At 50.2% G+C, this 22,388-nt stretch carries 22 protein-coding genes; 7 read left to right on the top strand and 15 right to left on the bottom strand.

Annotation, left to right across the window (positions count from 1 at the left end):
- Window positions 1-242 precede the first annotated feature (242 nt).
- The 5 genes from GGC63_RS19360 to GGC63_RS19340 all read right to left on the bottom strand — a co-directional run bounded on the left by GGC63_RS19360 (window position 243) and on the right by GGC63_RS19340 (window position 5,448).
- The gene (locus GGC63_RS19360; RefSeq protein WP_192703694.1) at window positions 243-782 is read right to left on the bottom strand and encodes a hemerythrin domain-containing protein; all 540 of its coding nucleotides are present in this window, start codon (window positions 780-782) and stop codon (window positions 243-245) included.
- A gap of 102 nt (window positions 783-884) precedes the next feature.
- Window positions 885-2,927 (bottom strand): peptidoglycan D,D-transpeptidase FtsI family protein, encoded by a 2,043-nt coding sequence (locus GGC63_RS19355; RefSeq protein WP_079909658.1) that lies wholly within the window; start codon window positions 2,925-2,927, stop codon window positions 885-887.
- Between the two features lie 21 nt (window positions 2,928-2,948).
- A complete protein-coding gene (locus GGC63_RS19350; RefSeq protein WP_192703693.1) occupies window positions 2,949-3,662 on the bottom strand; it encodes an HAD-IA family hydrolase in 714 nt (237 codons plus the stop codon).
- A gap of 167 nt (window positions 3,663-3,829) precedes the next feature.
- Window positions 3,830-4,987, bottom strand: coding sequence for a transglutaminase domain-containing protein (locus tag GGC63_RS19345; RefSeq protein ID WP_318781084.1), 1,158 nt, complete (start codon window positions 4,985-4,987; stop codon window positions 3,830-3,832).
- 38 nt (window positions 4,988-5,025) lie between these two features.
- Window positions 5,026-5,448 carry a hypothetical protein gene (locus GGC63_RS19340; RefSeq protein WP_079909656.1) on the bottom strand — a complete coding sequence of 141 codons (423 nt, stop codon included), beginning with the start codon at window positions 5,446-5,448 and terminating at the stop codon, window positions 5,026-5,028.
- Window positions 5,449-5,823: 375 nt separating this feature from the next.
- Here GGC63_RS19340 and GGC63_RS19335 point away from each other — a divergent pair, with 375 nt between their 5' ends.
- The 3 genes from GGC63_RS19335 (at window position 5,824) to GGC63_RS19330 (ending at window position 9,112) form a co-directional block, all read left to right on the top strand.
- Complete coding sequence (locus GGC63_RS19335) at window positions 5,824-6,996, top strand: MFS transporter (RefSeq protein WP_192703771.1); 1,173 nt, start codon at window positions 5,824-5,826, stop codon at window positions 6,994-6,996.
- Window positions 6,997-7,139: 143 nt separating this feature from the next.
- The gene (locus GGC63_RS34530; protein WP_225948327.1) at window positions 7,140-7,241 is read left to right on the top strand and encodes a sporulation protein YjcZ; all 102 of its coding nucleotides are present in this window, start codon (window positions 7,140-7,142) and stop codon (window positions 7,239-7,241) included.
- A 290-nt stretch (window positions 7,242-7,531) separates the two neighbouring features.
- Window positions 7,532-9,112 (top strand): S-layer homology domain-containing protein, encoded by a 1,581-nt coding sequence (locus GGC63_RS19330; RefSeq protein ID WP_192703692.1) that lies wholly within the window; start codon window positions 7,532-7,534, stop codon window positions 9,110-9,112.
- A gap of 112 nt (window positions 9,113-9,224) precedes the next feature.
- On the opposite strand, the gene GGC63_RS19325 is transcribed toward GGC63_RS19330, so the two are convergent.
- Window positions 9,225-9,992 (bottom strand): pirin family protein, encoded by a 768-nt coding sequence (locus tag GGC63_RS19325; protein ID WP_192703691.1) that lies wholly within the window; start codon window positions 9,990-9,992, stop codon window positions 9,225-9,227.
- Between the two features lie 264 nt (window positions 9,993-10,256).
- On the opposite strand from GGC63_RS19325, the gene GGC63_RS19320 reads away from it, so the two are divergent.
- On the top strand, window positions 10,257-10,625 hold the full coding sequence (locus GGC63_RS19320; protein ID WP_192703690.1) for a toprim domain-containing protein: 369 nt from the start codon (window positions 10,257-10,259) through the stop codon (window positions 10,623-10,625).
- A gap of 25 nt (window positions 10,626-10,650) precedes the next feature.
- On the opposite strand, the gene GGC63_RS19315 is transcribed toward GGC63_RS19320, so the two are convergent.
- The 9 genes from GGC63_RS19315 to GGC63_RS19275 form a co-directional block, all read right to left on the bottom strand.
- On the bottom strand, window positions 10,651-11,574 hold the full coding sequence (locus tag GGC63_RS19315) for an AEC family transporter (protein ID WP_192703689.1): 924 nt from the start codon (window positions 11,572-11,574) through the stop codon (window positions 10,651-10,653).
- A 22-nt stretch (window positions 11,575-11,596) separates the two neighbouring features.
- The gene (locus GGC63_RS19310; RefSeq protein ID WP_256865279.1) at window positions 11,597-12,211 is read right to left on the bottom strand and encodes an SCO family protein; all 615 of its coding nucleotides are present in this window, start codon (window positions 12,209-12,211) and stop codon (window positions 11,597-11,599) included.
- A gap of 86 nt (window positions 12,212-12,297) precedes the next feature.
- Complete coding sequence (gene cyoE, locus GGC63_RS19305; protein ID WP_079909650.1) at window positions 12,298-13,248, bottom strand: heme o synthase; 951 nt, start codon at window positions 13,246-13,248, stop codon at window positions 12,298-12,300.
- Between the two features lie 373 nt (window positions 13,249-13,621).
- On the bottom strand, window positions 13,622-14,491 hold the full coding sequence (locus GGC63_RS19300) for an urease accessory protein UreD (RefSeq protein WP_192703688.1): 870 nt from the start codon (window positions 14,489-14,491) through the stop codon (window positions 13,622-13,624).
- Entirely contained in the window at window positions 14,484-15,149 is a 666-nt protein-coding gene (gene ureG / locus GGC63_RS19295) for an urease accessory protein UreG (RefSeq protein WP_192703687.1), read from the bottom strand. Before ureG ends, GGC63_RS19300 begins: the two co-directional genes overlap by 8 nt.
- 50 nt (window positions 15,150-15,199) lie before the next feature.
- Window positions 15,200-15,904: an urease accessory protein UreF gene (locus tag GGC63_RS19290; RefSeq protein WP_192703686.1), complete on the bottom strand. Its 705-nt coding sequence runs from the start codon at window positions 15,902-15,904 to the stop codon at window positions 15,200-15,202.
- A gap of 38 nt (window positions 15,905-15,942) precedes the next feature.
- Window positions 15,943-17,691, bottom strand: a complete 1,749-nt coding sequence (gene ureC / locus GGC63_RS19285; RefSeq protein WP_192703685.1) for an urease subunit alpha — start codon at window positions 17,689-17,691, stop codon at window positions 15,943-15,945.
- Complete coding sequence (locus GGC63_RS19280) at window positions 17,672-18,061, bottom strand: urease subunit beta (protein WP_192703684.1); 390 nt, start codon at window positions 18,059-18,061, stop codon at window positions 17,672-17,674. Before GGC63_RS19280 ends, ureC begins: the two co-directional genes overlap by 20 nt.
- Window positions 18,058-18,384 carry an urease subunit gamma gene (locus GGC63_RS19275; RefSeq protein ID WP_192703683.1) on the bottom strand — a complete coding sequence of 109 codons (327 nt, stop codon included), beginning with the start codon at window positions 18,382-18,384 and terminating at the stop codon, window positions 18,058-18,060. Before GGC63_RS19275 ends, GGC63_RS19280 begins: the two co-directional genes overlap by 4 nt.
- A gap of 425 nt (window positions 18,385-18,809) precedes the next feature.
- Between GGC63_RS19275 and urtA the strand changes: the two genes are divergently transcribed.
- The 3 genes from urtA to urtC all read left to right on the top strand — a co-directional run bounded on the left by urtA (window position 18,810) and on the right by urtC (window position 22,329).
- The gene (gene urtA, locus GGC63_RS19270; protein ID WP_192703682.1) at window positions 18,810-20,075 is read left to right on the top strand and encodes an urea ABC transporter substrate-binding protein; all 1,266 of its coding nucleotides are present in this window, start codon (window positions 18,810-18,812) and stop codon (window positions 20,073-20,075) included.
- A gap of 102 nt (window positions 20,076-20,177) precedes the next feature.
- Entirely contained in the window at window positions 20,178-21,083 is a 906-nt protein-coding gene (gene urtB, locus GGC63_RS19265) for an urea ABC transporter permease subunit UrtB (protein ID WP_192703681.1), read from the top strand.
- 127 nt (window positions 21,084-21,210) lie between these two features.
- Complete coding sequence (gene urtC, locus GGC63_RS19260) at window positions 21,211-22,329, top strand: urea ABC transporter permease subunit UrtC (RefSeq protein WP_079909640.1); 1,119 nt, start codon at window positions 21,211-21,213, stop codon at window positions 22,327-22,329.
- Window positions 22,330-22,388 lie beyond the last annotated feature (59 nt).

The raw sequence follows: 22,388 nt of genomic DNA, 5'->3' as shown, positions 1-22,388 counted from the left end.
AGCCGCTGTTGAAACCCGTGAAAGGTGATTCTGTTTAGCGGTATTTTCACGGGTTTCAAAGGCGGACGTAAACTCCTCCGAGGCATACCCCACCTCCATATAGCATAGTTCTCGCAAAACAGGTTTCTAAACAACACGGGGGCGCTAAAAAAGCGCCCCCTTTTTTTAATAATATAGAGTGGATACATTCTGGGTTTACCCGCAAAATGCCAGGTTCAGATTCGCCCCTCACTTTATAGGGGTTATGAAAATAAATAATCAATATCGGTGAGTACCCGCTCCGTCAAAGGAAAAACAAACTCCTCTTCCTTCTCCAGATGATCGATAAGGATACGACAAGCCTGGGTCAAATAAGCTCCGGCGCGTTTGATCTGCATCGCGTCCGAATCCGGCTTGAGCGCGTGAACGGCTCTGAAGAACGAGCTCAAATGATCCATCGCCCGCTCATGGTCTTTCTCCAGCATCCATAAGGAAGGTACGATCGTCGGCTTGTTCTGCTTATGGAAATAGACATTCAAGAATGGGTAGAGCACCTCTTCCTCCCATTTGGAATGGCGGTCCAGCTCCTCCTGAAAAGCCATCGCCCACAGCCTCAAATGCACCAGCGTTCCCCTTGCCTTGCCCTTGTCGGCTTCCTGCTCGGCTTGGATCGACTGCTCCTTCATTTTCAGCAGCACCTGCATTAACTCGGCATGCTCCAGCTTCAAACGGTCCACCAGCTCGTAAAGCCCGTTGGGATGAGCGGTTACCGACGCAGCCTCCGGCTTGTCGTGCATATTCATGGTTCTTCGCACCTCCAAGGATAGTAATGATCTGTTCTTTACAGATTACTACGCTACCCCTTGGTTGTATGTGCGACTTCTAACACTTTTTTAGATGAGAGCTTACGGCTTGGGAGTTTCCGATTGCTTGCCTTTAGGCACACCGTCCAGACCGTAAGCCTGATCGTAAGCATCGAAAATTTTGCGCGCAATCGGAGCCGCATTCCACGCCCCGAAGCCGCCCTCCGGTACGACGACTGCCACGGCAAGCTTAGGCTTTTCGGCAGGCGCGTAGGCTATAAAGACCGCATTATCGATCATTTTGCCGCCGACCGATTGGGTGGACGTACCCGTTTTGCGGGCTACCGAATAAGGGAAGCCCTCGAAGCCCTGCACATTAACCTTAAGCATCCCCCTGGTAATCGAATCCCAGTATGCATTAGGGAACGTCGTTTCCTCCAGCACCTCCGGCTTCATTTCCTTAACCGGCTGGAAGTCGTAGGTTTCGATTTTGTCGACCAGAAGCGGCTTCATTTTTTTGCCGCGGTTGGCGAGCGTTGCTGCGTACTGCGCCATCTGGAGCGTCGTGTATTTCTCATTCTGGCCCCAGGATGCATAGACCATCCGGGATTGCAGCGTCTCCTTCGTATTCGTCTTGAATTCGCTGATCCCCGCCGATTCTCTCGGCAATCCGCTGCCCGTCAGGACGCCGAGTCCGAACTTGTTCAAGTAGGACTCCCAAATGTCGACGGCCTTTTGGCCGCTGCGCATGTACAGCGGGTTACCGATCATTGCCGACATGAACGTATTCGACGAATGCCAGATGGCGTCCGCTGCATTAATCGGTCCGTAAGCCGCACGGTCCGAGTTGGTCAGCTTGGCGTTGTTGTCTTTACCGTAGGTGAACTCCCCTGTATCGTTATAAGTCGTATTCACGCCGAACAATCCTTCGTTTAACCCTATCAGCACGGACAGCGGCTTAATGATGGAACCGACATAAACGATGGAGGTCGGGTGATTTTTCAATTCGTTTTCCGGATAATCCGGATAAGCGGTCGTTATGGTGCCGTTGTTAATAAAAGGCTGGATGCGGCGGTATTCCTCCGAGGACAGCCCTCCGCTCCATACGCCGGGATAATAATCCGGCATGCTGGCCATGGTCACGACCCGCCCCGTATCGACTTCCATAGCGACGGCATAGCCGGCTCTGGCATTAGGCGCATAGCCGTAATGCGAGGCGCGGGCTGTAGCGGACTTCGCGTAAGCCAATTGATCCATAATGGCCTTCTGGGCAACCTGCTGAATATCTTTATTAATCGTCAAGATCAGATTGTTGCCTTTCTTAGGCGGTTCAATAGAAACCTTCCCGATGATTTTTTGGGACGCGTTGACAGGATAGGTTTTCATCCCGTTCTTCCCGCGCAATTCCTCCTGATACATCAGCTCGATACCGTCATACCCGACATCCTCTGTATCCAGGTATCCCTCGGTATTGTTTTTATTTTTATAGAAATCAAGTCCGTTCTTAGGCTCTCTTGCCTGAGAAAACGGCCTCATGTACCCGACAAGCTGAACCGCGATTTGCGAAGGATCATAATTCCGGACACTTTCCTCCATAACCTCGAGCCATTTCAGCTCGTCCCGATGCTCCAGCAAAAAAGCGATCTCCTTGTCCGTCAAGCCCGATTTAATCCGCCGCGGAACGAAGGAGTAGCTTGGGGCTGTGGTGGAATTTTTGTCCAGATCATACCCGACGTCCATTGCTTTAATAATATCCGCCGCCGTCAAGGGTGCCTTGGCAGGGTCGCCGAACTGCTTGAACAATTCCTCCAGCCTTTTGGCCAAGGCAATAACCTCATCCTTCTTCTGGTCGGATTCCATCCGAAAATAGAGCGACTGCGTGGAGCTGGTGTAAGCCAGAGGATTCCCGTTGCTATCGAAGATGTTGCCGCGTATCGGGGCGATCGGCGTATCCCGCTTGGTCGTCTGGGCCTCTGCAGCCTTCAGCTGCTTGCCCTCTACGAATTGAAGAATAGCGAGTCTGACAATAAGGACGGAAAACAAAAAGAACGTACAGAAGAACAATAAATTAATCCGAACGGTAAAATGACGCCGCTTGTTCGTTTCATGCTTTTGCGGATCATCCGTCGACATGGACTTTCTCATGATGTGACAGCTCCTTTACTATTACCCGAGCAGCTCACGTAATGAATGAATGCCAATGCCCGAGTGATAATCGTAACGTTTGATTTTGACAGCATCGATACCCGCCTGATTCGGCGCCCAAATATCGTTCAAATCATGATCCCCTACATAGAGCACATCGGCCGCCGATAGGCCGGAACGCTCCAGTGCCAGGTGGAATATGGCCGGGTCCGGCTTCTCCAAGCCGACCAATGTGGACACAATAACAGGGTCAAAATGATGTAAAATACCTTTATGCTCCAGAATATCGGGCAGCGTTGCGGCGAAGTTGGAAATAATGCCCAGGCGGAATCCCCAATCCTTCAGCGCAGCAATGCTTTCCTGGACATCCTCGAACAATTGGTATGGCTCGGGTCCTGTGAACAAATCATAAAGTCCATGGCAGCATTCATGAATTTGGTCCTCGGTCCAATCTTCCTCATGAACGCCGAGCTTTTCCAATATGTAGTGATAAATCTTCATCCAGAAAGCCCGGTCCGATTCCGGCGTGCATGCTTCAAAAGGATCCAGCTGCTTCCCGTAGTAAAACAGCCGGAACGCTTCGGTGAACAGATCCCCCACCTGCTCCTCCCCCCGATGAAGGGAACGGCTTGCCAGAAATTGCTGCATAATTATTCTTGAAGCCGGTATCGTCATTAGCGTATCCCCCACGTCAAAAAAGACGGCTTTATACGCTTCTATTGGTTTTGGTAACATCCGAATGTACTCCTTTGCCGTATTTCTCCCAAGAACATCCATAAAAACGCTTATTTTCGACAATATTCCGCCAAAAATGCGAATCCTCTCTAGTTTATCATACTTTGCCCGAAAGAGAAAAAGCCGGCGCTCCCCCATACGCATCGGAGAGGTCCGGCCTTCTTAAGCTAAGCTTCACGAATGTGCGTTTCATTAAAATTCGGCGGGTTAAACCAATTGCCTCCGCTGGCGACCCAGGTCGAGTCCAGCGGCACCCATTTGTTGCTCTCCGACAAATAGACTTCATTCCAGGCATGAGGACCATATCCGCCGCGCCCGTCATAGCCAAGCCCCGTCACTACCTTCACATCAAGACCGGCGGAACGGGCCAATACCGCATACAAGCGGGAAAAATCGATACATACGCCTTTCTTCGTCGCAAAGGTTTCTTCCGGGGTTTGCTCCTTCCAAATCCTCTGCTGCTCATACAGGTTGACTTTATCCCAATCATACTGAATCCGCGTCCCTACATAGCGGTACAGCAGACGAGCCTTCTCCTCGTCCGTCCCGGCTTTGGCTGTAATCTCTTTGGCAGCCTCAGCGATATTATTGGGAATTTTGGCGTCCAGCACTTCATACTTGCGCTGCAGGATATTATCGAATTCCTGTTCGACCGCTCTGGTAAACACAGGCAGCCGGCTTGCGAGAAAATCCCCGGTTACAGGACGAATGATCTCGTTGGCACCTTTTTGATATAAGTCCGAAGCCTGGATGTAGTTGGCCGCCGGTGTCTGTGGAAATAATGTGGCAGCGATGAACAGCACGGCTATAATGAGCAGCGAGCGGCCAAGCCCGGTCACGCAGCCGATAACCCCGCCAAGAATGCTGCTGATCAAGGTAGGCCCCCCGCCCCGGCGACGCGCATCATGTCTTAATGTCTCGGCGACCCAGCCGTCCATGACGGGATCGATGATCCGATACAGCAGCTGCTTCAGCAGCATATACCCAAGGACGAACAGTACGCCGTAACGCAGCAGCGTAAAATCCCTCACACTTGTCATAAATGTATAATACAGCTGCTGGAAGAAGCCTATATCCGTTGCAGGAATGACCAACTGAAGCGAGATTAGCCATGCCTGTACCTCCGGCGACAGCCAGGAAGCTATCCGCCAGGCAAGAAGCACACTAACAACGACGGCGACGGCCTCAGCTACCATCAGCATCAAATGGCGTGCAGAGGAGGAGGCTCCGCGAAACATCCCTTGGATAACGGAAACTAGTAACGTGGCCGCTAATAGCAGGGTTATCCAGTTGGTCGATCCGATAACGCCGATCCAATCCGTCACATTCTCACCTCACTTGTATTCCGCTGCAAGCTGCAGGGTTAAATCTTCGTATTTTTCTTGGCTTGTTCGATAAGCGCGTTAATGACATCATCCATTTTCATGGTGAAGGTCTGATTCATGAAGGTAACCTTAACCTCATTGGATTCCGGATTGCCTTCGAGCTTCAAGCTTTTTGTCGTTACGGTAAAGGTACCGTCCGGGTTCTGCTTGTACTGTGCGTCCTTCATTTCCCCGGAAATCGCCTTCAAGGCTTGATTCTTCGCCTCCGCCGTCACTGCGGTTCCCATCTCCATCAATTGATCCTTATAATCTGCTCCATAGTAGAACAGCCCCGCAAGTACGGCCAGTACGATAATCCATTTCACGACGGTCTTTACAATTTTAATAACCAAAAACAAAACGATGATCGCGCCGACAATAATAAACCAACGATCCTGCAAAAACGACATTAAAAAATCCAACTTCCATCTCTCCTCTAAGCGTAACCTTTTTTTGTTCCCCTGATTGCCCTTACTGATTGTCTTCTTCTCTACGGCGCCTTAGCTCCGCAAGCCTTTGTTGGATATGCTCCGACTTGTCCGCCCGTCTTGCCTTGCGGTAGGTGGATCGCAATCGCAATAAAGCGATGAGGACGATAAGTGCTAGCAACATAAGAATAACCGGATCCACTGTAAGCCGCCTTTCTTGATCACGAAACACGCGTATCGATGAATTGTACGTACGCCGGCGCAAAGGGTTGCAAAATAATGGTACTAACCCTAAGGCTCGTCACGTACAAGTAATGATAAGGCATTCCGTTGAACCGATTCACAAACATGAGATACGAGGTGAAGATGTTGAAAACCGCAATATGGCTGTATTTGTTTATGTTTGTCGCCTTTTTCGATCTCCATGCACAATACCCCATCTTGTCGCCGTTCGCTATTTCTCTCGGTGCCGTCCCATCCTTCATTGGACTTATATTAGGTGTGTATTCCATTACTCATCTTCCCGGAAACCTGCTGGCAGGCTATGGTGTCGATAAGTATGGCAGCAAACGGTTTATTGTGTTTAGCCTGATTGTAGCAGGTATCCTGCTATTAGTTCAATCCCGTGTTACCGATCCGTGGCAGCTGCTCTACATTCGATCGGTCAGCGGCTTCGTATTGGCTTTCCTGTCGCCTGCTTGCCTGTCTATGCTCGTCAAAATCGCGAAGGATAAGGTGCAGCAGAGCAAGCTGATGGCAGGCAACGGCTTCGTTCATACGATGGCCTCCGTGCTGAGTCCGGCTGCAGGCGCTTATCTGGTAGCCAAGCTGGGCTTTGTCCAATCGTTCAACCTTCTCGGGTGGCTTCTTATTATTACCGGGGTATTGGCGATATTCGGCGTTAAAGAACCGGCCTACCGGGAAACTTCCATGGCCGCATCCATACATGGACACGAAGCTCTGCCGGCCTCAACGGAGAACGCAGACCCATCCGTTCAGGACATCGGGAAGCAAGGGGTCCCTTGGCTGTTTTTTGGCATTCCTCTCGCACTCTCCTGTTCGCAGGGGATTTTATTTTTCGAGCTTCCGCTTATGAAGGAAGCGAGCCAATCGATTCTGACTTCGGGAATTTTGTTTTCTCTAGTCAGCCTTGGAGCGCTGGTAACGCTCAGCATGCTGTTTATTAACCGGATCTCGCCCTTTCTGCGAACCAGCATGGGGAGCCTTGCATTGGCCTTTATCTTTTTCGGCATGTCCGTGAATTGGCCGATTCCCCTTCATGTCTCCTTATTCATGATCGGCATGGCCAAAGGAGTCATATATCCATCCATCGCTTCCTTGCTGGCTGCTCTTTCAAGCGCCAAGCGGTACGGCCGCATTTTTTCATTTTTATCGATTTCCTATTCTATCGGAGCTTTTATAGGACCCATTGTTGCCGGACATTGGAGAAGCCATACTTCCCCGTTCTTTATGGCGTTCCTCTGCCTGATGCTCGCTCTTTGTCTGCTCCCCCTCAAGACGTTCAAACCTGTCGAGGCCTGATAATCATCCCTCCACTACATTTACCGCCTAATACGCACCCACATAATTTGCCGTAAATGGGTCAACGCACAGACCTTCCCCCCTCTCCTACATACTATAAATCATGTCAGGAGAGTACTTTTCAGATTGAGGGGGTGAATTCAATGGGAGGAGTCGGTGAAGTAGGAGGCATCTGGACTTCCACAGCTGTAATCCTGGTCCTTTTCATTCTTTTGGTCATCGTTCTGAGAGGCTGCTTTTATTAATTTTAAGTAACATGGCATACCAACCGTCCGATAAGGACGGTTTTTTCTTTTTTTTGTTTCATTGTCATTTAAGCGGGGTAAAGCAAGGTTAGGATCGAGCATGTGGTTTCAGCTTAAGGGGAGGGAATATTCCACATGGATTAAATTTCCACACGGGGACCACCCCAAAAGAAGAAATGCTTTCGAACGTTTGTAATTGAGAATTCGCAAGGAGGAGGTGAAAGTATTCGATGCAGGAGCCTACCGGCCATTCAAACCATTTTTCAGGTAAAGATAGGAGTGAACCATTCATGAAGCCAGCTGTCTTTAAAAAGACGGCGCAAGTAACCGTATTGATGATGCTCATCTCGGCATTACTGCCCGTTCTAGCTTTTGCGGCAACCGGTTTTAAAGACGTGACTTACCGCAACGGCACCGTTTCCGGTTCGGTCTATTCCGATGTATACAGCGTGAATGCGCAGGTGTACCTGTATGACCCGAACGGAAACTATGTAGGTACTGCCAACTCCGCTACATATAGCGTATATGAGGGTGTGTACAATTACAATTTCTCTTTGTCCAACGTTCCTTATTATCAATATTTGAACCTGCTGGAAAAAGTAACGGATTCCGTCTATCATACGGTGTATAACACGACCGGCAGCGGCGGAAGCGGCAGCGGTAACCACGGCGGCGGTGGTGGCGGCGGATATATTCCATCCGGACCGAGCATCAGCGTTCCTTCCGATGGATCTATCGACGCTAATACGTTGAAAACCGCTCTGACTAACAACGACGTTGTTGAATTGGTATTGAGCGGCGACATTGCCCTCATTCCAGCCAAAGCTCTGGTTGATTTTGTAGGCGACAAGAATAAAGCGCTGAAAATCACCGGCAGCAAAGGAACTTATACACTTCCTATTTATGTACTGAATTTGAGTGACCTTGCAAGCAAGCTTTCCATTACGACGGACGACATGTTCATCAAAGTGGGAATCAAAGCGGCAAGCGACACGAACGTAAGCGACATTAAAGCGGCTGCAGCTGCATTAGGCGCTACTGTAGCAAGCGATTCCGTCGACTTTACTCTGGAAGCCGTCGGCCAAGATGATAAATCCCAAGCAATCGACCTGGGCAGCAACTACATCAGCCGTACGATTCCACTTGCAAAAGCAGTTGATTCTTCCAAAGCAACTGCCGTTGTATTCGATCCAACCAGCAAAAAGCTCAGCTTCGTGCCTGCTTTGTTCTCTTCTTCGGAAGACAGCAGCGTAGCTACAATCAAACGCAACAGCAACAGCATTTATACTGTTATTGAATTGAATAAAAGCTTTGCAGATAGCAAAGGCCATTGGGCACAATCCTACATCGATTTACTTGCTAACAAGCTCGTCATTGACGGAGTGACTGACACGTCTTTCGAGCCTGAACGCAGCATCACCCGCGCAGAATTCGCAGCATTGGTCGTTCGCGCATTGGGTCTTGACCAAAACACAGGAGCAAGCTCCTTCAAGGACGTAGCTTCCACAGACTGGTTCTCCAGTGTCGTTGCAACAGCTGTTAATGCTAAAATCATTGATGGCTACGAAGACAACACCTTCAGACCGAACCAGCCTATCAACCGCGAAGAGCTGGCTGCTATGGTAGTACGCGCACTGGCTTATGCAGGCGCTAAACCGGACGTATCCTCCGATCGTCAAGCACAGCTGCTCGCTAAATTCAGCGACTCGAACCAAATCGTTTGGGCTCAGCAGGAAATGGCCGAAGCTATCGAGGCGGGCATCGTAGACGGCATGACCGATACGACTATTGCTCCTACGAAACAAGCTACTCGCGCACAATCTGCTGCAATGCTGAAACGCTTGCTGACGAAAGCGAATTTCATTAACTAGGCACCAGTTTTCTCCACTCTCCATTTCTTCTCTATGAAATAAGACGGCCTGACACAATGTCAGGCCGTCCTTTTATTTCCGCTGAGGAATGTTTACATTCTGATACATCTGCTCATCTCTTTTGGTACAACGGGTAATCCACATTGCCAGGCACTTCAATCAGCAGCAGACGTAATCCTGCTTCTGTCTTCACCGTAACCTCGGACGCATGTCCGGAATCGGCTTCCAGCACCGAAAAGTCCCTATGGTGAAATGCCGCCGGTTCCCCGGCACCAGTCCACTCTCCTTCGCCGCGAATCGCCAGCGCTGCCAGCGTGCGTCCTGCAGAGAGAGTATGAGAGTAGGCTTTACCCGCGGCAAGCTCTACGTCCCACATACGCGCATCGGCAACCAGCTGAACAGGAGCCCCCTCACCTATTACCTTTTTGACGGTTACCCCATCCGATACGACAGCCGGGAAATGCTCGTGATCATATTGATGATAAGTCGGCGTACGCAGCAAAGCTTCCTTAATATAAGGCTCGAACCAGATCTGAAACCCTTCCGAATCAGGACCGATAAACCGTTCGCTATGGGAAACCCCCGACCCGGTCTGCATAACTTGAGCCCCTCCGGCTGCCACTTGGCTCTGTGTACCTAATGAGTCGGAATGCTCAGCATGGCCATGAACCATGTACGTAATAATTTCAAAAGCCTGATGGGGGTGCATCGGGATATACCCTTCTTCCGGCGCATGCGCCCATGCCCAGTAAAATAACGGACCGATTCGCTTTACAGCCGAGCCTTCCCCCGGAAACCCAATAGGCTTCAGCTCCGTAATCTTCCCTCCGTCAAACGCTCCCTTTGCCTGCTTAGCCGGTGGATAAATCGTCAGCTTCATTAATAACCCCTCCTATTCAGACTAACCACAACATATCAAGTAATAAACTTACTATTTTATAGTTGCTAATTACATTATAATTGTTACCTCTTCTCTCGTCAATCCTTCTCTGGCACAACCCCTTTGCCGAACCCTCGACCCTTCATGATCTGAAAGTGCAAATTTCGACATTTCCTGGGAAATTATATGAAGCCCCGCTTGGAACCAGTGACAAAACTGGATATACTACAGAAGAAGCCGATTTCGGAGAGCAGGAGGATGGCGATGAGTATAGCGATCATTGTAGAAGGCAAAAACGACAAGAGCAGACTGCGGCGGCTCTTATTGGAAGAAGTGACGATTCTGTGCACCTTCGGCTCCTTAAATACCGATCGTCTGGAGGATTTAAAGAAAAAGGTCGGCACCAGCGAGGTCTATCTGTTCACGGACAATGATTCCTCAGGCAAAAAAATCCGTGCGATTCTAAGAGATACGTTCCCCGACGCGGAACAAATTTATACCAGACGGGGCTATGCCGGAGTGGAAGGCACACCGGATGAATATTTAATCCAGCAATTAGAAAAAGCCGGTCTAGAGGAGTACATTATATACCCGCCCCAAGACCCGGCTCTGAATTACCCGACAACGTTATAAACGCATTTATTATATAACCAGATACCTATGCAATGAACTTCATCAGATAAATGACCATAGTCACTGTAAAAATACTGAAGATAGTAGAAGAAAAGACGACTTGAGAGGAAAATTCCGGTTCATTATCATACTCTACGGCAATCAGCACGCTGCTTAAGGAAGTCGGTACAGAGCAGGATAGAACCAATGCCTGTGCCATAATCCCATGGATACCCATCAAGCAGACGATGGCAAAGCCGACCGCAGGCCCAACCAAGAGCCGGAGCACGTTAGACAGCATCACATCGGACAGCTTGAGCTTCCATTTCATGCTGCCCAATTGAACGCCAAGAGTTATCAGCGCTGTTGCTATGAAGGCGTTGGATACATAATTGATCGGCGCATAAACCGGTTCCGGCACAGGAATATGAAGCCAGCGCATGATGAAGGCGATCGGTATCATATAAATGACCGGCAGAGAAAAGATGGTCTTCAGCGTCTGTCTTGTATCCTTTTTATGAGCATTGACGCTGTAGATACCATAGGTATTCGGCAGCAAATTTTGCATCATCATAATGATGATTTGGATCGAGAGCGTGAACGCATCTCCGACAAAGACCAGCTGGTTAAGAGGAATAGCATAATTGGCGCTGTTATAAAAAATAACGCTGTTACGCATCGCCGGTACCATCCCGCCCTGATAGCCCCTCATACGGATAACGATTTCAACCAGAATGAACATGGCAATGAAAAACAAAGCAAAAAAAGCAAGCGTTTGGACCAGAAGCCCAAACGTCAGCGTCGATTCGTATAACATTTTAAAGACAAGTGCTGGAGAAAATAAATAAAAATTAAGCTTGGATAATGTCTTGATGTCCAGCTTGAACGCCCGGTATAAAATAGCTCCCAATGCGATCATGACCGATAGCGGGATTACGTTGTTCATTAAGATATGTGTAAAGTATGTCATGCCTTGACTCCCTGCTGCCATTCTACTCTTTGCTCAATGTGATCATATCCTGAACAATTCGGTCGATATTAAGATCTGCGTCGTTGCCGTTGTAATACGTTCTTAGATCCCCTTTTTTGTCTACGAGAAGAATGACATTATTATGAGTAAAATTGCCCTGCTGATCCTTCACAACCATCACGCCGAACTTGTTAGCCAGATCCATCGTGGCCGCTTCATCTCCGCGCAGGAAATACCAGCCCTTCGGATCGGCATGATACCGTCCCGAAAATTCCTTCAGCTGAGCGATCGTGTCCTTGGTCGGATCGAATGAGATGGATACGATGGCGGTTTTATCCCCAAAGACGCCTTTCTTGATGAGCTCATCTTGTACCTTGGACAGCGAGTACGTAGTAGGAGGACACACGTCCGGGCAGGTAGAGAAGAAGAAATAAACAAGCTTCGACTTGCCTTCAAGATCCGTCAATCCGACCTGTTTGCCGTCGATGTTTTCGAGCTTGAAATCAGGCGCTTTTTTGATGACGCCCATTTTTTCTTCCTTTCCTTTTAGCAGCATATAGCTGAACGTTCCGATCATGGCGAGAAGTATAACCATGACGATAATTTTGAATGCATTGCTTTGGGCTTTGGCGTTCACCTTCGGACTCCCTCTTTTCTCAAAAAAAATATCCCATGCTGCCATGGGATTAGTACTTGCCTATCACCTAAACTCCCGGTGGTACATTATCCTTGCTTCACTGTTGTAATGACCATGATAATGAACATCAGCGTCAAATAATTGATGGAGTAAATGAACGTTTTTTTCGCCCATAGCACTTCATCCTCCGCTTTAAATCCTTTCATGGAGAGGAATGCCCAATACAAGCCCATAACCGCTGCTGCGATGAAAAAGAACACATTGACGTAGCCGTAAACGTAAAGCAGCAGAGATACCGGAACCAGCAGCACGATATAGCGCATCATACTGATTTTGGTCACATAAGTGCCTCTAACAACCGGCAGAAGCGGAAATCCCGCTGCACGGTACTCCTCCATACGACGAATACCGAGTGCCCAGAAGTGCGGCGGCTGCCACAAGAACAAAATACCGAACAAGATCAACGCCCCGGCATCAAGGGTCGGATGAACGGCACAGTAGCCGATGACCGGAGGCATTGCACCGGAAAAGCTGCCGACAAAGGTGCTCCAAACCGAGGTGCGCTTGAACCATGCGGTGTAAATCCATACGTAGACGAACAATCCGATCATGCCGAGCAAGGCAGACATTGGATTGACGAGAAAGAATAATCCTGCCAGGCCGATAACTCCCAAGATGATGCCGTAAGCCAGTACCACTTGAGGAGATAACTTGCCGGTTGCAAGGGCACGCTTCTGCGTACGAGCCATTTTAACATCCATGTCACGGTCCAAGTAGTTATTAAGCACACAACCGGAAGCCATAACCAAAGCGGTTCCGATCATGGTATACAACAATTGCAGCCAATTGACATTCCATCCGGATGCAACCCAGAACCCGCCGAATGCCGTAATGGAATTAGAAAAAATAATTCCCGGTTTGGCTAGCTGAACGAAATCTCTCCAAGTAACGGGATCATGTTGAGTGGTTTCCAGTTTTGTTTCCGACGCAGCTGCTATTCCCTCCGCAGGAAGGTCTAGCCTTAATTGCTCTTCCACATTTATTACCCCCTTAAAGTTTTCCCGGAAGAAAACTTATATGTTCAAACAAAGATGAAGGAGGAACCCAATGTCCTCCGATTTGTCTATTTAATAATATCAACACGGAACCGGTTTGACAACAAAGCAGACCCCGAGTTCAAAATATTGTCGATATATAAACTTTAAGCTCCTTATTAATTCCTGTGCAGGAAATCATCCGCCGTTGAAAAAACAGCCTTTATCCGGGCGTTGTAAACCTCCACAAAGCTTGGTCCAGGCTTCGAAGCGGATTCAGATACTTAGCAGGAAGCCTCTGAATGTCAAAAAAGAGTCACATTAGTGACTCCAGATTGTCGATATTCCTACCTATTGTTCTTAGTATCTCCTACTATTATTTGCGTATAACTAAAGGCTCGGCTGAAAATATACGACTTCGTGAAAACCTCCAGGCCTTTTCCAGAAATTCCTGAACCTCATACCCTTTAAACCCCAGCACGGAGACCAATACGCCCAACCGGCAGGAACGGCTTACCCCATAAAATAAAGAAGAAATGCCGGGCGCGGGCGCAGCTAATCCCGTTATTTGGTCCAAATATTCCCGCAGAGCCTCCGCGAAAGAGGCATCCGCCTCCTCGCTGAACACATACAGGGTTCCGTAATGCGTGTAATTCCCCCAGCTGCCGATGCCCTTCAATGACTGTACGCTCGGTTGTATTCTCTGCCTTCCGCAAAAAATCCATTCATCGTCGTAATATACGTGGAATTCGTTCTTATACTGTTCATATTCGAACAGCTCTCCCCGGCGTGTCCGGCCGGGGCAAACCATCTCGGAGGCAATCAGCGTCGAAGACTTTTCCATCCGAACCTCGGTCAAGCTGTTAAAGCAAGCGTCTTTATACAGCATCAGCGGCTCCGGCATATACTCGACAAAGCTGCCCTCCATCAGATGAAGCTTCTGGGTTTGCCGGCTCGGCTCGTGCAAACCCTGCCCCTCCGCATCGCGAAACCTGGGATGTACCTTGGTATAGGATTGGTTCGTTACATATACTTTGGTGTTCTGGCCAAAGCGCCAATCCAGCTCGTAAGCGTCACCGGACATAATGCCCGGCGACGCGTCCATGAGGTAAACCCCGAGCTGTCCTTCGTCAAACGGAAAGGCCTTTGCGATCTTCAGCGGATATGAATGATACCGGTCTCCGAGCCGCGTGACACCATTCACTTCGGTGAAGGATGCAGACACACGGCCAGTTACTCTAGGCATGACGATATTCCTTCTCAATCCAATGCACGATCTCGTCCAGACCTTGGCCGCCGAACAAATTGGAGAATACGAACGGCCGGTCGCCGCGCATTCTCAGCGTATCCTCTTCCATTACAGCCAAGCTCGCCCCGACATAAGGAGCCAAATCGATCTTGTTAATGACGAGCATGTCGGAACGGATGATGCCGGGCCCCCCTTTGCGGGGGATCTTCTCTCCCTGCGCCACATCGATAATATAGATGAAGCGATCCACCAGCTCCGGACTGAAGGCTGCCGCCAGATTATCCCCGCCGCTTTCAATGAAAATGATGTCCAAATGGGAGAATCGGGCTTCCAGCTCCTCAATCGCTTCGAAATTCATCGATGCATCCTCGCGTATCGCGGTATGCGGGCATCCTCCGGTTTCCACCCCTATAATCCGTTCCGCAGGCAAAGCTTCCGACCGAATCAGGATATTAGCATCTTCCTTGGTATAAATATCGTTAGTAATGACGGCTATGCTGTATCTGCCGTTCAGCTTGCGGGCCAATCGCTCTACCAAAGCCGTTTTGCCCGAACCAACAGGACCTCCGATACCGATTCGCATCGGGCGCTCCTGACGGTCACGTTGCGGTGTTTCCCATTGGTGGTGATGATGATGCGTTCCTCCTTGACACATAGACAATTCCTCCTTTTAAATGTTGAATCTGTATTATTGAAAGCTAGCGGCTACGACATAAACAATCGTGAGTAGAGAGATTCGTGGCGCATCATGGCAATATCGGCTGACGGGGTATTGGAATAACCGTCATCGAGCGCATCCAAATGGCTGACTTCCCGCCAAGAGCGCGAGATCACAGGAAGCAGCTGCCCAAGCAGGCGCTGGCCCTCGGTTTGGCCAATGGACATCAATCTCAGCCCGCTGTTAATAGAAGTCGTTGCGCATGTATACAAATACCCTTCCGCCGCCATATCGAGCGGTACCTTCAAATGATAACTGACCCATCCGTGAATCAGCGGATGCGTACCAAAGCAATGCTTGGCTCGAATCGCTTCCTGCAGCGGTTCCCAGGGCAGCTCAGGATGAACGGCTTGAGCCAGCTGACTCAAACGGCGCCCCATTTTGAGCACGCCTTCCCTCGTTTCAATCGCGATACGCTGAACATGCTGCATTCGGTCGACCTTCCAAAGCGACGGCCAAGCCTCCACGGGCGCATATTGATAAACCGCTTTGACCGCAAGAGCATCTACAGGAGCCCAGCTATGCTTCAGCATCGTTTCAATATATTCGCGAAGCTGCTCCGGCCGTTGAACCATACCCAGCTGCACCAAAGTTTCTAATCCAAACGAGTGCGAGAAGCCGCCGATTGGGAGCGCAGAATCAAGAAGCTGCACATAAGAGAGCCATGATGGCGTAGAAGAGTCCGTCTCCATTCGTGGTTCCTCCTCCCGAATCCTAGTTACTTCATTATTTAAAATAAAAAGTACCTTTGGGCCATCGGAAGCACATCCGCCGGCTCGCATGTGATGACCTTGCCGTCCACCTTGACTTCATAGGTTTCGGGATTCACCTCTATTCCAGGGGTTTCGCCGTTATGAATCATATCCTTCTTGGTAACGGAACGGCAGTTTTTCACCGGCTCGATCCGCTTTTGCAGCCCTAGCTCGTTGTGTACTCCCTTATCAAAAGCAGCCTGGGAAACGAAGGTGATGCAATGCTTCAGCGCTTTGCCGTAGGAACCGAACATGGGCCTGCCGAATACCGGCTGGGGAGTCGGAATGGATGCATTGGGATCTCCCATTTGGGCATAAGCGATCATCCCCCCTTTGAGCACCAGCTCGGGCTTAACCCCGAAGAACATGGGGCTCCAGACGACCAGATCGGCGAGCTTCCCAGGCTCGACGGATCCTACAAGATGCGCTACCCCATGGGTGATGGCCGGATTGATGGTATATTTGGCAATATAGCGTTTAATGCGGAAATTATCCTGCTCCCCCGCTTCGCCGTCATCGGCATTCGCTGCCTGAAGTTCATCCGGCGACGGCAAATGCCCGCGCTGCTTCTTCATCTTATCCGCCGTCTGCCACGTACGGAGAATGACCTCCCCTACCCGGCCCATGGCCTGGGAGTCCGAGCTCAGCATGCTGAACACGCCCATATCGTGAAGAATGTCTTCCGCGGCTATCGTCTCCGGACGGATCCTGGAGTCTGCGAAGGCGACATCTTCCGGAATTCGGCTGTCCAGATGATGGCACACCATCAGCATATCCAGGTGCTCCTCTACCGTATTAATCGTATACGGCCGGGTCGGATTCGTGGAGGACGGCAGCACATTGGACTCCGCCGCTGCCTTGATGATATCCGGGGCATGGCCCCCGCCGGCGCCTTCCGTGTGGTACGTATGAATGGTACGGCCGCCTATGGCTGCCAGCGTATCTTCCACAAAACCGGATTCATTCAAGGTATCGGTATGAATGGCTACCTGAACGTCAAAGCGGTCCGCAACCCGAAGGCAAGCGTCAATAGCCGCCGGCGTGGTTCCCCAGTCTTCGTGCAGCTTTAACCCGATGGCTCCCGCCTCTACCTGTTCAACCAGCGGTTCAGTAAAGGCTGCATTGCCTTTACCGGTGAAGCCGAGGTTCATCGGAAACGCTTCAGCCGCTTCCAGCATCCGATACATATGCCACTTGCCCGGAGTACATGTCGTGGCGCTCGTTCCCGCCGCAGGTCCAGTACCCCCTCCTATCATGGTGGTCACACCGGAGGCCAGGGCCGTTTCGATCTGCTGGGGACAAATATAATGAATATGAGTATCAATACCGCCGGCCGTTACGATCTTCCCTTCCCCCGCTATCACTTCCGTCCCGGCTCCGACGATCATGCCGGGATGAACGCCGTCCATGACATCGGGATTTCCCGCCTTGCCGATAGCTGTAATGATCCCGTCTTTAATCCCGATATCGGCTTTTACGATCCCCCAGTGATCGATGATAACGGCATTGGTTATCAGCGTATCGAGGACGCCTTCGTCCCGGGTATGCCGGCTCGATTGTCCCATACCATCGCGAATCACCTTACCGCCGCCGAATTTGCATTCATCTCCATATACGGTATAATCCTTCTCAATTTGAGCCCACAGCTCCGTATCGGCCAACCTTATGGAATCTCCGACAGTAGGACCGAACATTTGAGCGTAAGCGCTACGATTCATTAGCACCATGCGGTTGCGTACCCTCCTTCCATGCATCCAGCCTCCGACCGACCTCTTCAGGCATCGAACCGTTCACAGCCTTGCCCTGAGATAACCCGTTCAGCCCGAATGAAAGCCTGTCACCCCCCAATTCCACAAGCTGGACCGGCTTCTCCTCCCCGGGCTCGAACCTTACAGCCGTGCCGGCCGGAATATCAAGCCTCATGCCGAACGCCTTCTCCCTTTCAAAGGAAAGGCCACGATTCACTTCGAAGAAATGATAATGAGAGCCGACCTGAATGGGTCTGTCCCCCAGATTGGTGACGATAAGCCGCACGGCTTTCTTTCCTTTATTCAGCTCCATGTCCCCTGAACGGACACGATACTCGCCAGGAATCATTCTCTCGCCTCCTTCCGCTTATACCCTATTGGGTGATGTACGGTCACCAGCTTCGTACCATCGGGAAAGGTCGCTTCGACCTGTACCTCGTGAATCATTTCCGGCACACCTTCCATAACTTGCTCAGCGGACAGCAAGGTCGTACCATACTGCATCAATTGAGCCACGGTCATCCCATCACGGGCCCCTTCCATAATCTCCGAAGTGATCAATGCGATGCTTTCCGGATAATTCAGCTTCACACCCCGCTGCAATCTCCTCCGGGCCAAGTCAGCCGCTACGGTAATAAGCAATTTTTCTTTTTCTCTTTCTGTTAAATGCATAGGTAGTACTCCTCCCAAGATCTTGTGTCATATTACATAACATAAAAACACGAATATTCGGGAATCTTTGCCTTTATTATATTCGCATTTTCGTATCCTGTAAACTATAATGTTAGTTTTTATAACAAAACTCAGTTCACATTTTACGACTATCCACATATAACTAACTCATAACCAACATATTCTCGTTGTTTTTAAGTACTAAAACACGAACATAAGGCATTATAAAATATTTTATGTAAAGTATATTGACATTTAAGTTACACGCGAACTATGATATGTCATGTGAGAAATGTTTCCACATACAAAACATAGCCATTGGAATCATGAATCACCCGATGGGCCAGCCCAATCTAGAAAACCATACTGAATCATTAGAGGCAGGCTTTCGACCAGGTATGAAAATTGAAAAGGAGTGGATCGTCATGAAATTAAAGAGAAAAGGAATTCCCGTACTTATGGCAGTCTGTATGTCAATTTCGGCATTGCTGGCCGGATGCGCTACCGAAACCAAGCCGGCCGCCTCCCCATCCTCAACCCCAACAACCGCCAGCTCAGATGCAGGAAAGGATGATACCATTCCGGTCGGTATTCTGCATTCCCTTACCGGCACCATGTCCATCAGTGAGGTTTCCGTAAAAGATGCGGAGCTGATGGCCATCGAGGAAATTAATAAGGCAGGCGGTGTCCTGGGTAAGCAGCTCAAGCCGATTATCGAGGACGGAGCGTCGGATTGGCCTACCTTTGCAGAGAAAACGAAGAAATTGCTGCAGAAGGACAAAGCGGCCGTCATCTTCGGCGGTTGGACCTCGGCTAGCCGCAAGGCTGTGCTTCCTGTCGTAGAGCAAAATAAAGGGCTCTTCTTCTATCCGGTGCAATATGAAGGGCTGGAGGCCTCCCCCAATATTTTCTATACCGGGGCAACAACGAACCAGCAAATCGTTCCTGCTGTAACCTGGCTGCTGCAAAATAAAGGCAAAAAGTTCTTCCTGCTCGGTTCCGACTACGTCTTCCCGAGAACAGCCAATAAAATCATCAAAGAACAGCTGAAGGCCGAAGGCGGCACTCTGATCGCAGAAGAATATACACCGCTCGGACATACGGACTACAACACGATCATCAGTAAAATCAAGAAAGAGAAGCCGGATGTCGTATTTAATACTTTGAACGGGGACAGCAACGTAGCCTTCTTCAAACAGCTGAAGGATGCGGGGATTACGTTCAAGGATTTGACTACCTTGTCCGTGAGTATTGCGGAGGAAGAAATTCGCGGTATCGGCGCGTCTGTTCTGGAGGGTCACTACACGGCATGGAACTACTACCAAACGACGGACACGCCGGAGAACAAAAAATTCGTCGAAGCCTATAAAGCGAAATACGGCAAAGACCGTGTGACGGACGATCCGATCGAGGCAGGCTATTTCGGAGTCTATCTGTGGGCTGAAGCCGTGAAGAAAGCCGGCAGCGTAGACGTGGATAAAGTCAAGGAAGCTGCCAAAGGCATTGAGTTCAGCGCGCCGGGCGGCAAAGTCAAAATTGACGGAGACAACCAGCACGTGTACAAAACCGTGCGCATAGGCCAAATTCAAGCGGACGGCATGATCAAGGAAGTATGGAATTCCGGCCAGCCGGTGAAGCCCGATCCATTCTTAAAAACCTACCCTTGGGGAGCAGAGGTAACCAAGAAATAGTCGCAGACTTTGTCGGGGTATGAATCGAACTTGGAATTTGAAAAACGGGGCTGCCCCCTTTCCAGCGGGCGGTCCCCCGTTTTATGACGGAGGATGAGACCAATGAGCTTACTGCTACTGCAATTATTTAACGGCGTTTCGTTAAGCTCCATTTTGTTATTGATCGCTCTCGGTCTGGCAATTACGTTCGGATTAATGAACGTCATTAATATGGCACACGGAGAGTTCATCATGATCGGCGCTTATATGGCTTACACAATACAGCAGCTGTTTCAAAAGTTTTTGCCTGCTTCGGCGTTCGGATGGTACTTTGTCCTGTCGCTCGGCGTGGCGTTCGCGGTCGCATTCGGAATCGGCTGGCTGCTGGAGGCTGTCTTGATCCGTTTCCTGTACGGCAGACCTCTTGATAGTTTGTTGGCGACCTGGGGCGTCAGCCTGGTTCTGCAGCAGATAGCCCGGCAAATTTTCGGAGCCCCCAATGTGGCCGTCAAAGCGCCGGAATGGCTGGAAGGAGGCTTGGCCCTCACCCCGGATCTGATGCTCCCCTACAAGAGGCTCTTTATTATCGGCCTTGTTATTGTATGTATCGCCATTATCTATTTCTACCAATACCACACCCGTGGCGGGCGCAATATGCAAGCCGTCATGCAAAACCGCAGCATGGCCTCATGCCTTGGCATCTCGACCCGGCGCGTCGATGCTCAAGCCTTCGCGTTCGGCTCCGGGATGGCAGGGATCGCCGGGTGTGCGTTAACGCTCGTGGGGCCGATAGGACCTACCATTGGCACCTACTACATCGTGGATGCTTTCATGGTCGTCGTTCTCGGAGGAATCGGGAAAATCATCGGTACGGTCGCCGGAGCGCTCGGGATCGGGGTGCTAAACACCGCATTCGAGTACACCACAAGCGCAACTATCGGGAAGGTCATCGTCTTCACACTCATCATCGCCTTCCTGCAGTGGAAGCCTTCGGGGCTGGTCACCATCAAGTCCCGCGCTTTGGATTGAGGAGCTTTACGAAGTAAGTTTCCATACGGAAACTCAACGAGTGCTTACGAAGTAAGTTTTGCTTACGCAAAACCAGTCTACGCTTTCGAAGTAAGTTTCCTTACGGAAACTTTTAGGAGTTGATACCATGACCATTACCAATACAAAAATGAAAATCGGAATCACTGTCATCCTGCTTATTCTGATGATGGCAGCGCCCATGTTTTTATCCGAATTCCGCTTGTCGCTGCTGGGCAAATTTCTAGCCTACGCCATCCTGGCTATGGGGCTGGATCTGATCTGGGGCTATACCGGCATATTGAGTCTGGGCCACGGTGTGTACTTCGGGCTGGGCGCCTACTGCATGGCTATGCATCTGAAGCTCGTCGCTTCCGAAGGAGGGCTTCCCGACTTCATGTCGTGGAGCGGTATCGACAAACTCCCCTGGTTCTGGGCACCGTTTCATTCCGCGGCAGGCGCCTTTCTTCTCGCTTTGCTCGTCCCGATGGCCGTCGCCTTCATCCTGGGCTATTTGACCTTTCGCAACCGAATTAAGGGCACCTTCTTCTCGATCTTGTCGCAGGCACTTGTTATCATTACCGTTACCCTTTTCGTAGGTCAGCAAGGATATACCGGCGGGACTAACGGATTGACCAATTTCAATACGTTTCTCGGTTTATCCGTAGCGGAGCATTCCACCAAGCTTGCTTTGTATTACGTTACCGTCGCCGTAGTCATAGGCACTCTTCTCTTATGCCTCTGGCTGGCAGGGACCCGGCTCGGCAAAATTCTTGTAGCCATTCGGGATGCGGAAAACCGCGTTCGTTTTATCGGATATAATCCGGTTACGTACAAGGTGTTCATTTACTGCTTCTCTGCAGGGCTTGCGGGCTTGGCCGGCGTGCTGTTCGTGCTTCAGGAGGGCATTATTTCTCCTGCGCAGATGGGCATCGTTCCTTCCATCGAGATGGTGCTGTGGGTCGCCATCGGCGGGCGGGCTTCCATCTTCGGGGCTATTCTTGGGGCTGTGATTACCAACACGGCCAAAACCACCTTCAGCGAAGCTTATCCCGAATGGTGGCCCATTATTATGGGAGCCATGTTTATTGTCGTCGTGCTGTTTCTCCCCCAAGGCATCGTCGGTACCTGCAAACAGTTTGCTGCCAAGAGAGGATGGTTTCAGGCGAAATCCGATTCCGCCTCCCCTGCTTCGACGCCGCTGGTATATTCAGGCCTGGAGCCCGAAGCGAACCCGCTCCAAAAATAAACCGAACCTGCAGCGGGACTCGAGCCGGTTGCACGGTACGCTGCACCGCATACTATGAA

This window comes from Paenibacillus sp. OAS669 (genome assembly GCF_014873645.1).
Classification (GTDB): Bacteria; Bacillota; Bacilli; order Paenibacillales; family NBRC-103111; genus Paenibacillus_S; species Paenibacillus_S vulneris.
This window is presented reverse-complemented; position numbering and strand designations above follow the sequence as displayed.

Excerpts from the sequence above, each read along its gene's own strand:
- GGC63_RS19360 (WP_192703694.1), bottom strand. The coding sequence starts at position 782 with ATGAATATGCACGACAAGCCGGAGGCTGCGTCGGTAACCGCTCATCCC.
- GGC63_RS19355 (WP_079909658.1), bottom strand. The coding sequence starts at position 2,927 with ATGAGAAAGTCCATGTCGACGGATGATCCGCAAAAGCATGAAACGAAC.
- GGC63_RS19350 (WP_192703693.1), bottom strand. The coding sequence starts at position 3,662 with ATGTTACCAAAACCAATAGAAGCGTATAAAGCCGTCTTTTTTGACGTG.
- GGC63_RS34530 (WP_225948327.1), top strand. The coding sequence starts at position 7,140 with ATGGGAGGAGTCGGTGAAGTAGGAGGCATCTGGACTTCCACAGCTGTA.
- GGC63_RS19330 (WP_192703692.1), top strand. The coding sequence starts at position 7,532 with ATGAAGCCAGCTGTCTTTAAAAAGACGGCGCAAGTAACCGTATTGATG.
- GGC63_RS19325 (WP_192703691.1), bottom strand. The coding sequence starts at position 9,992 with ATGAAGCTGACGATTTATCCACCGGCTAAGCAGGCAAAGGGAGCGTTT.
- GGC63_RS19320 (WP_192703690.1), top strand. The coding sequence starts at position 10,257 with ATGAGTATAGCGATCATTGTAGAAGGCAAAAACGACAAGAGCAGACTG.
- GGC63_RS19315 (WP_192703689.1), bottom strand. The coding sequence starts at position 11,574 with ATGACATACTTTACACATATCTTAATGAACAACGTAATCCCGCTATCG.
- GGC63_RS19300 (WP_192703688.1), bottom strand. The coding sequence starts at position 14,491 with ATGCCTAGAGTAACTGGCCGTGTGTCTGCATCCTTCACCGAAGTGAAT.
- ureG (WP_192703687.1), bottom strand. The coding sequence starts at position 15,149 with ATGTGTCAAGGAGGAACGCATCATCATCACCACCAATGGGAAACACCG.
- GGC63_RS19290 (WP_192703686.1), bottom strand. The coding sequence starts at position 15,904 with ATGGAGACGGACTCTTCTACGCCATCATGGCTCTCTTATGTGCAGCTT.
- ureC (WP_192703685.1), bottom strand. The coding sequence starts at position 17,691 with ATGGTGCTAATGAATCGTAGCGCTTACGCTCAAATGTTCGGTCCTACT.
- GGC63_RS19280 (WP_192703684.1), bottom strand. The coding sequence starts at position 18,061 with ATGATTCCTGGCGAGTATCGTGTCCGTTCAGGGGACATGGAGCTGAAT.
- GGC63_RS19275 (WP_192703683.1), bottom strand. The coding sequence starts at position 18,384 with ATGCATTTAACAGAAAGAGAAAAAGAAAAATTGCTTATTACCGTAGCG.
- urtA (WP_192703682.1), top strand. The coding sequence starts at position 18,810 with ATGAAATTAAAGAGAAAAGGAATTCCCGTACTTATGGCAGTCTGTATG.
- urtB (WP_192703681.1), top strand. The coding sequence starts at position 20,178 with ATGAGCTTACTGCTACTGCAATTATTTAACGGCGTTTCGTTAAGCTCC.
- urtC (WP_079909640.1), top strand. The coding sequence starts at position 21,211 with ATGACCATTACCAATACAAAAATGAAAATCGGAATCACTGTCATCCTG.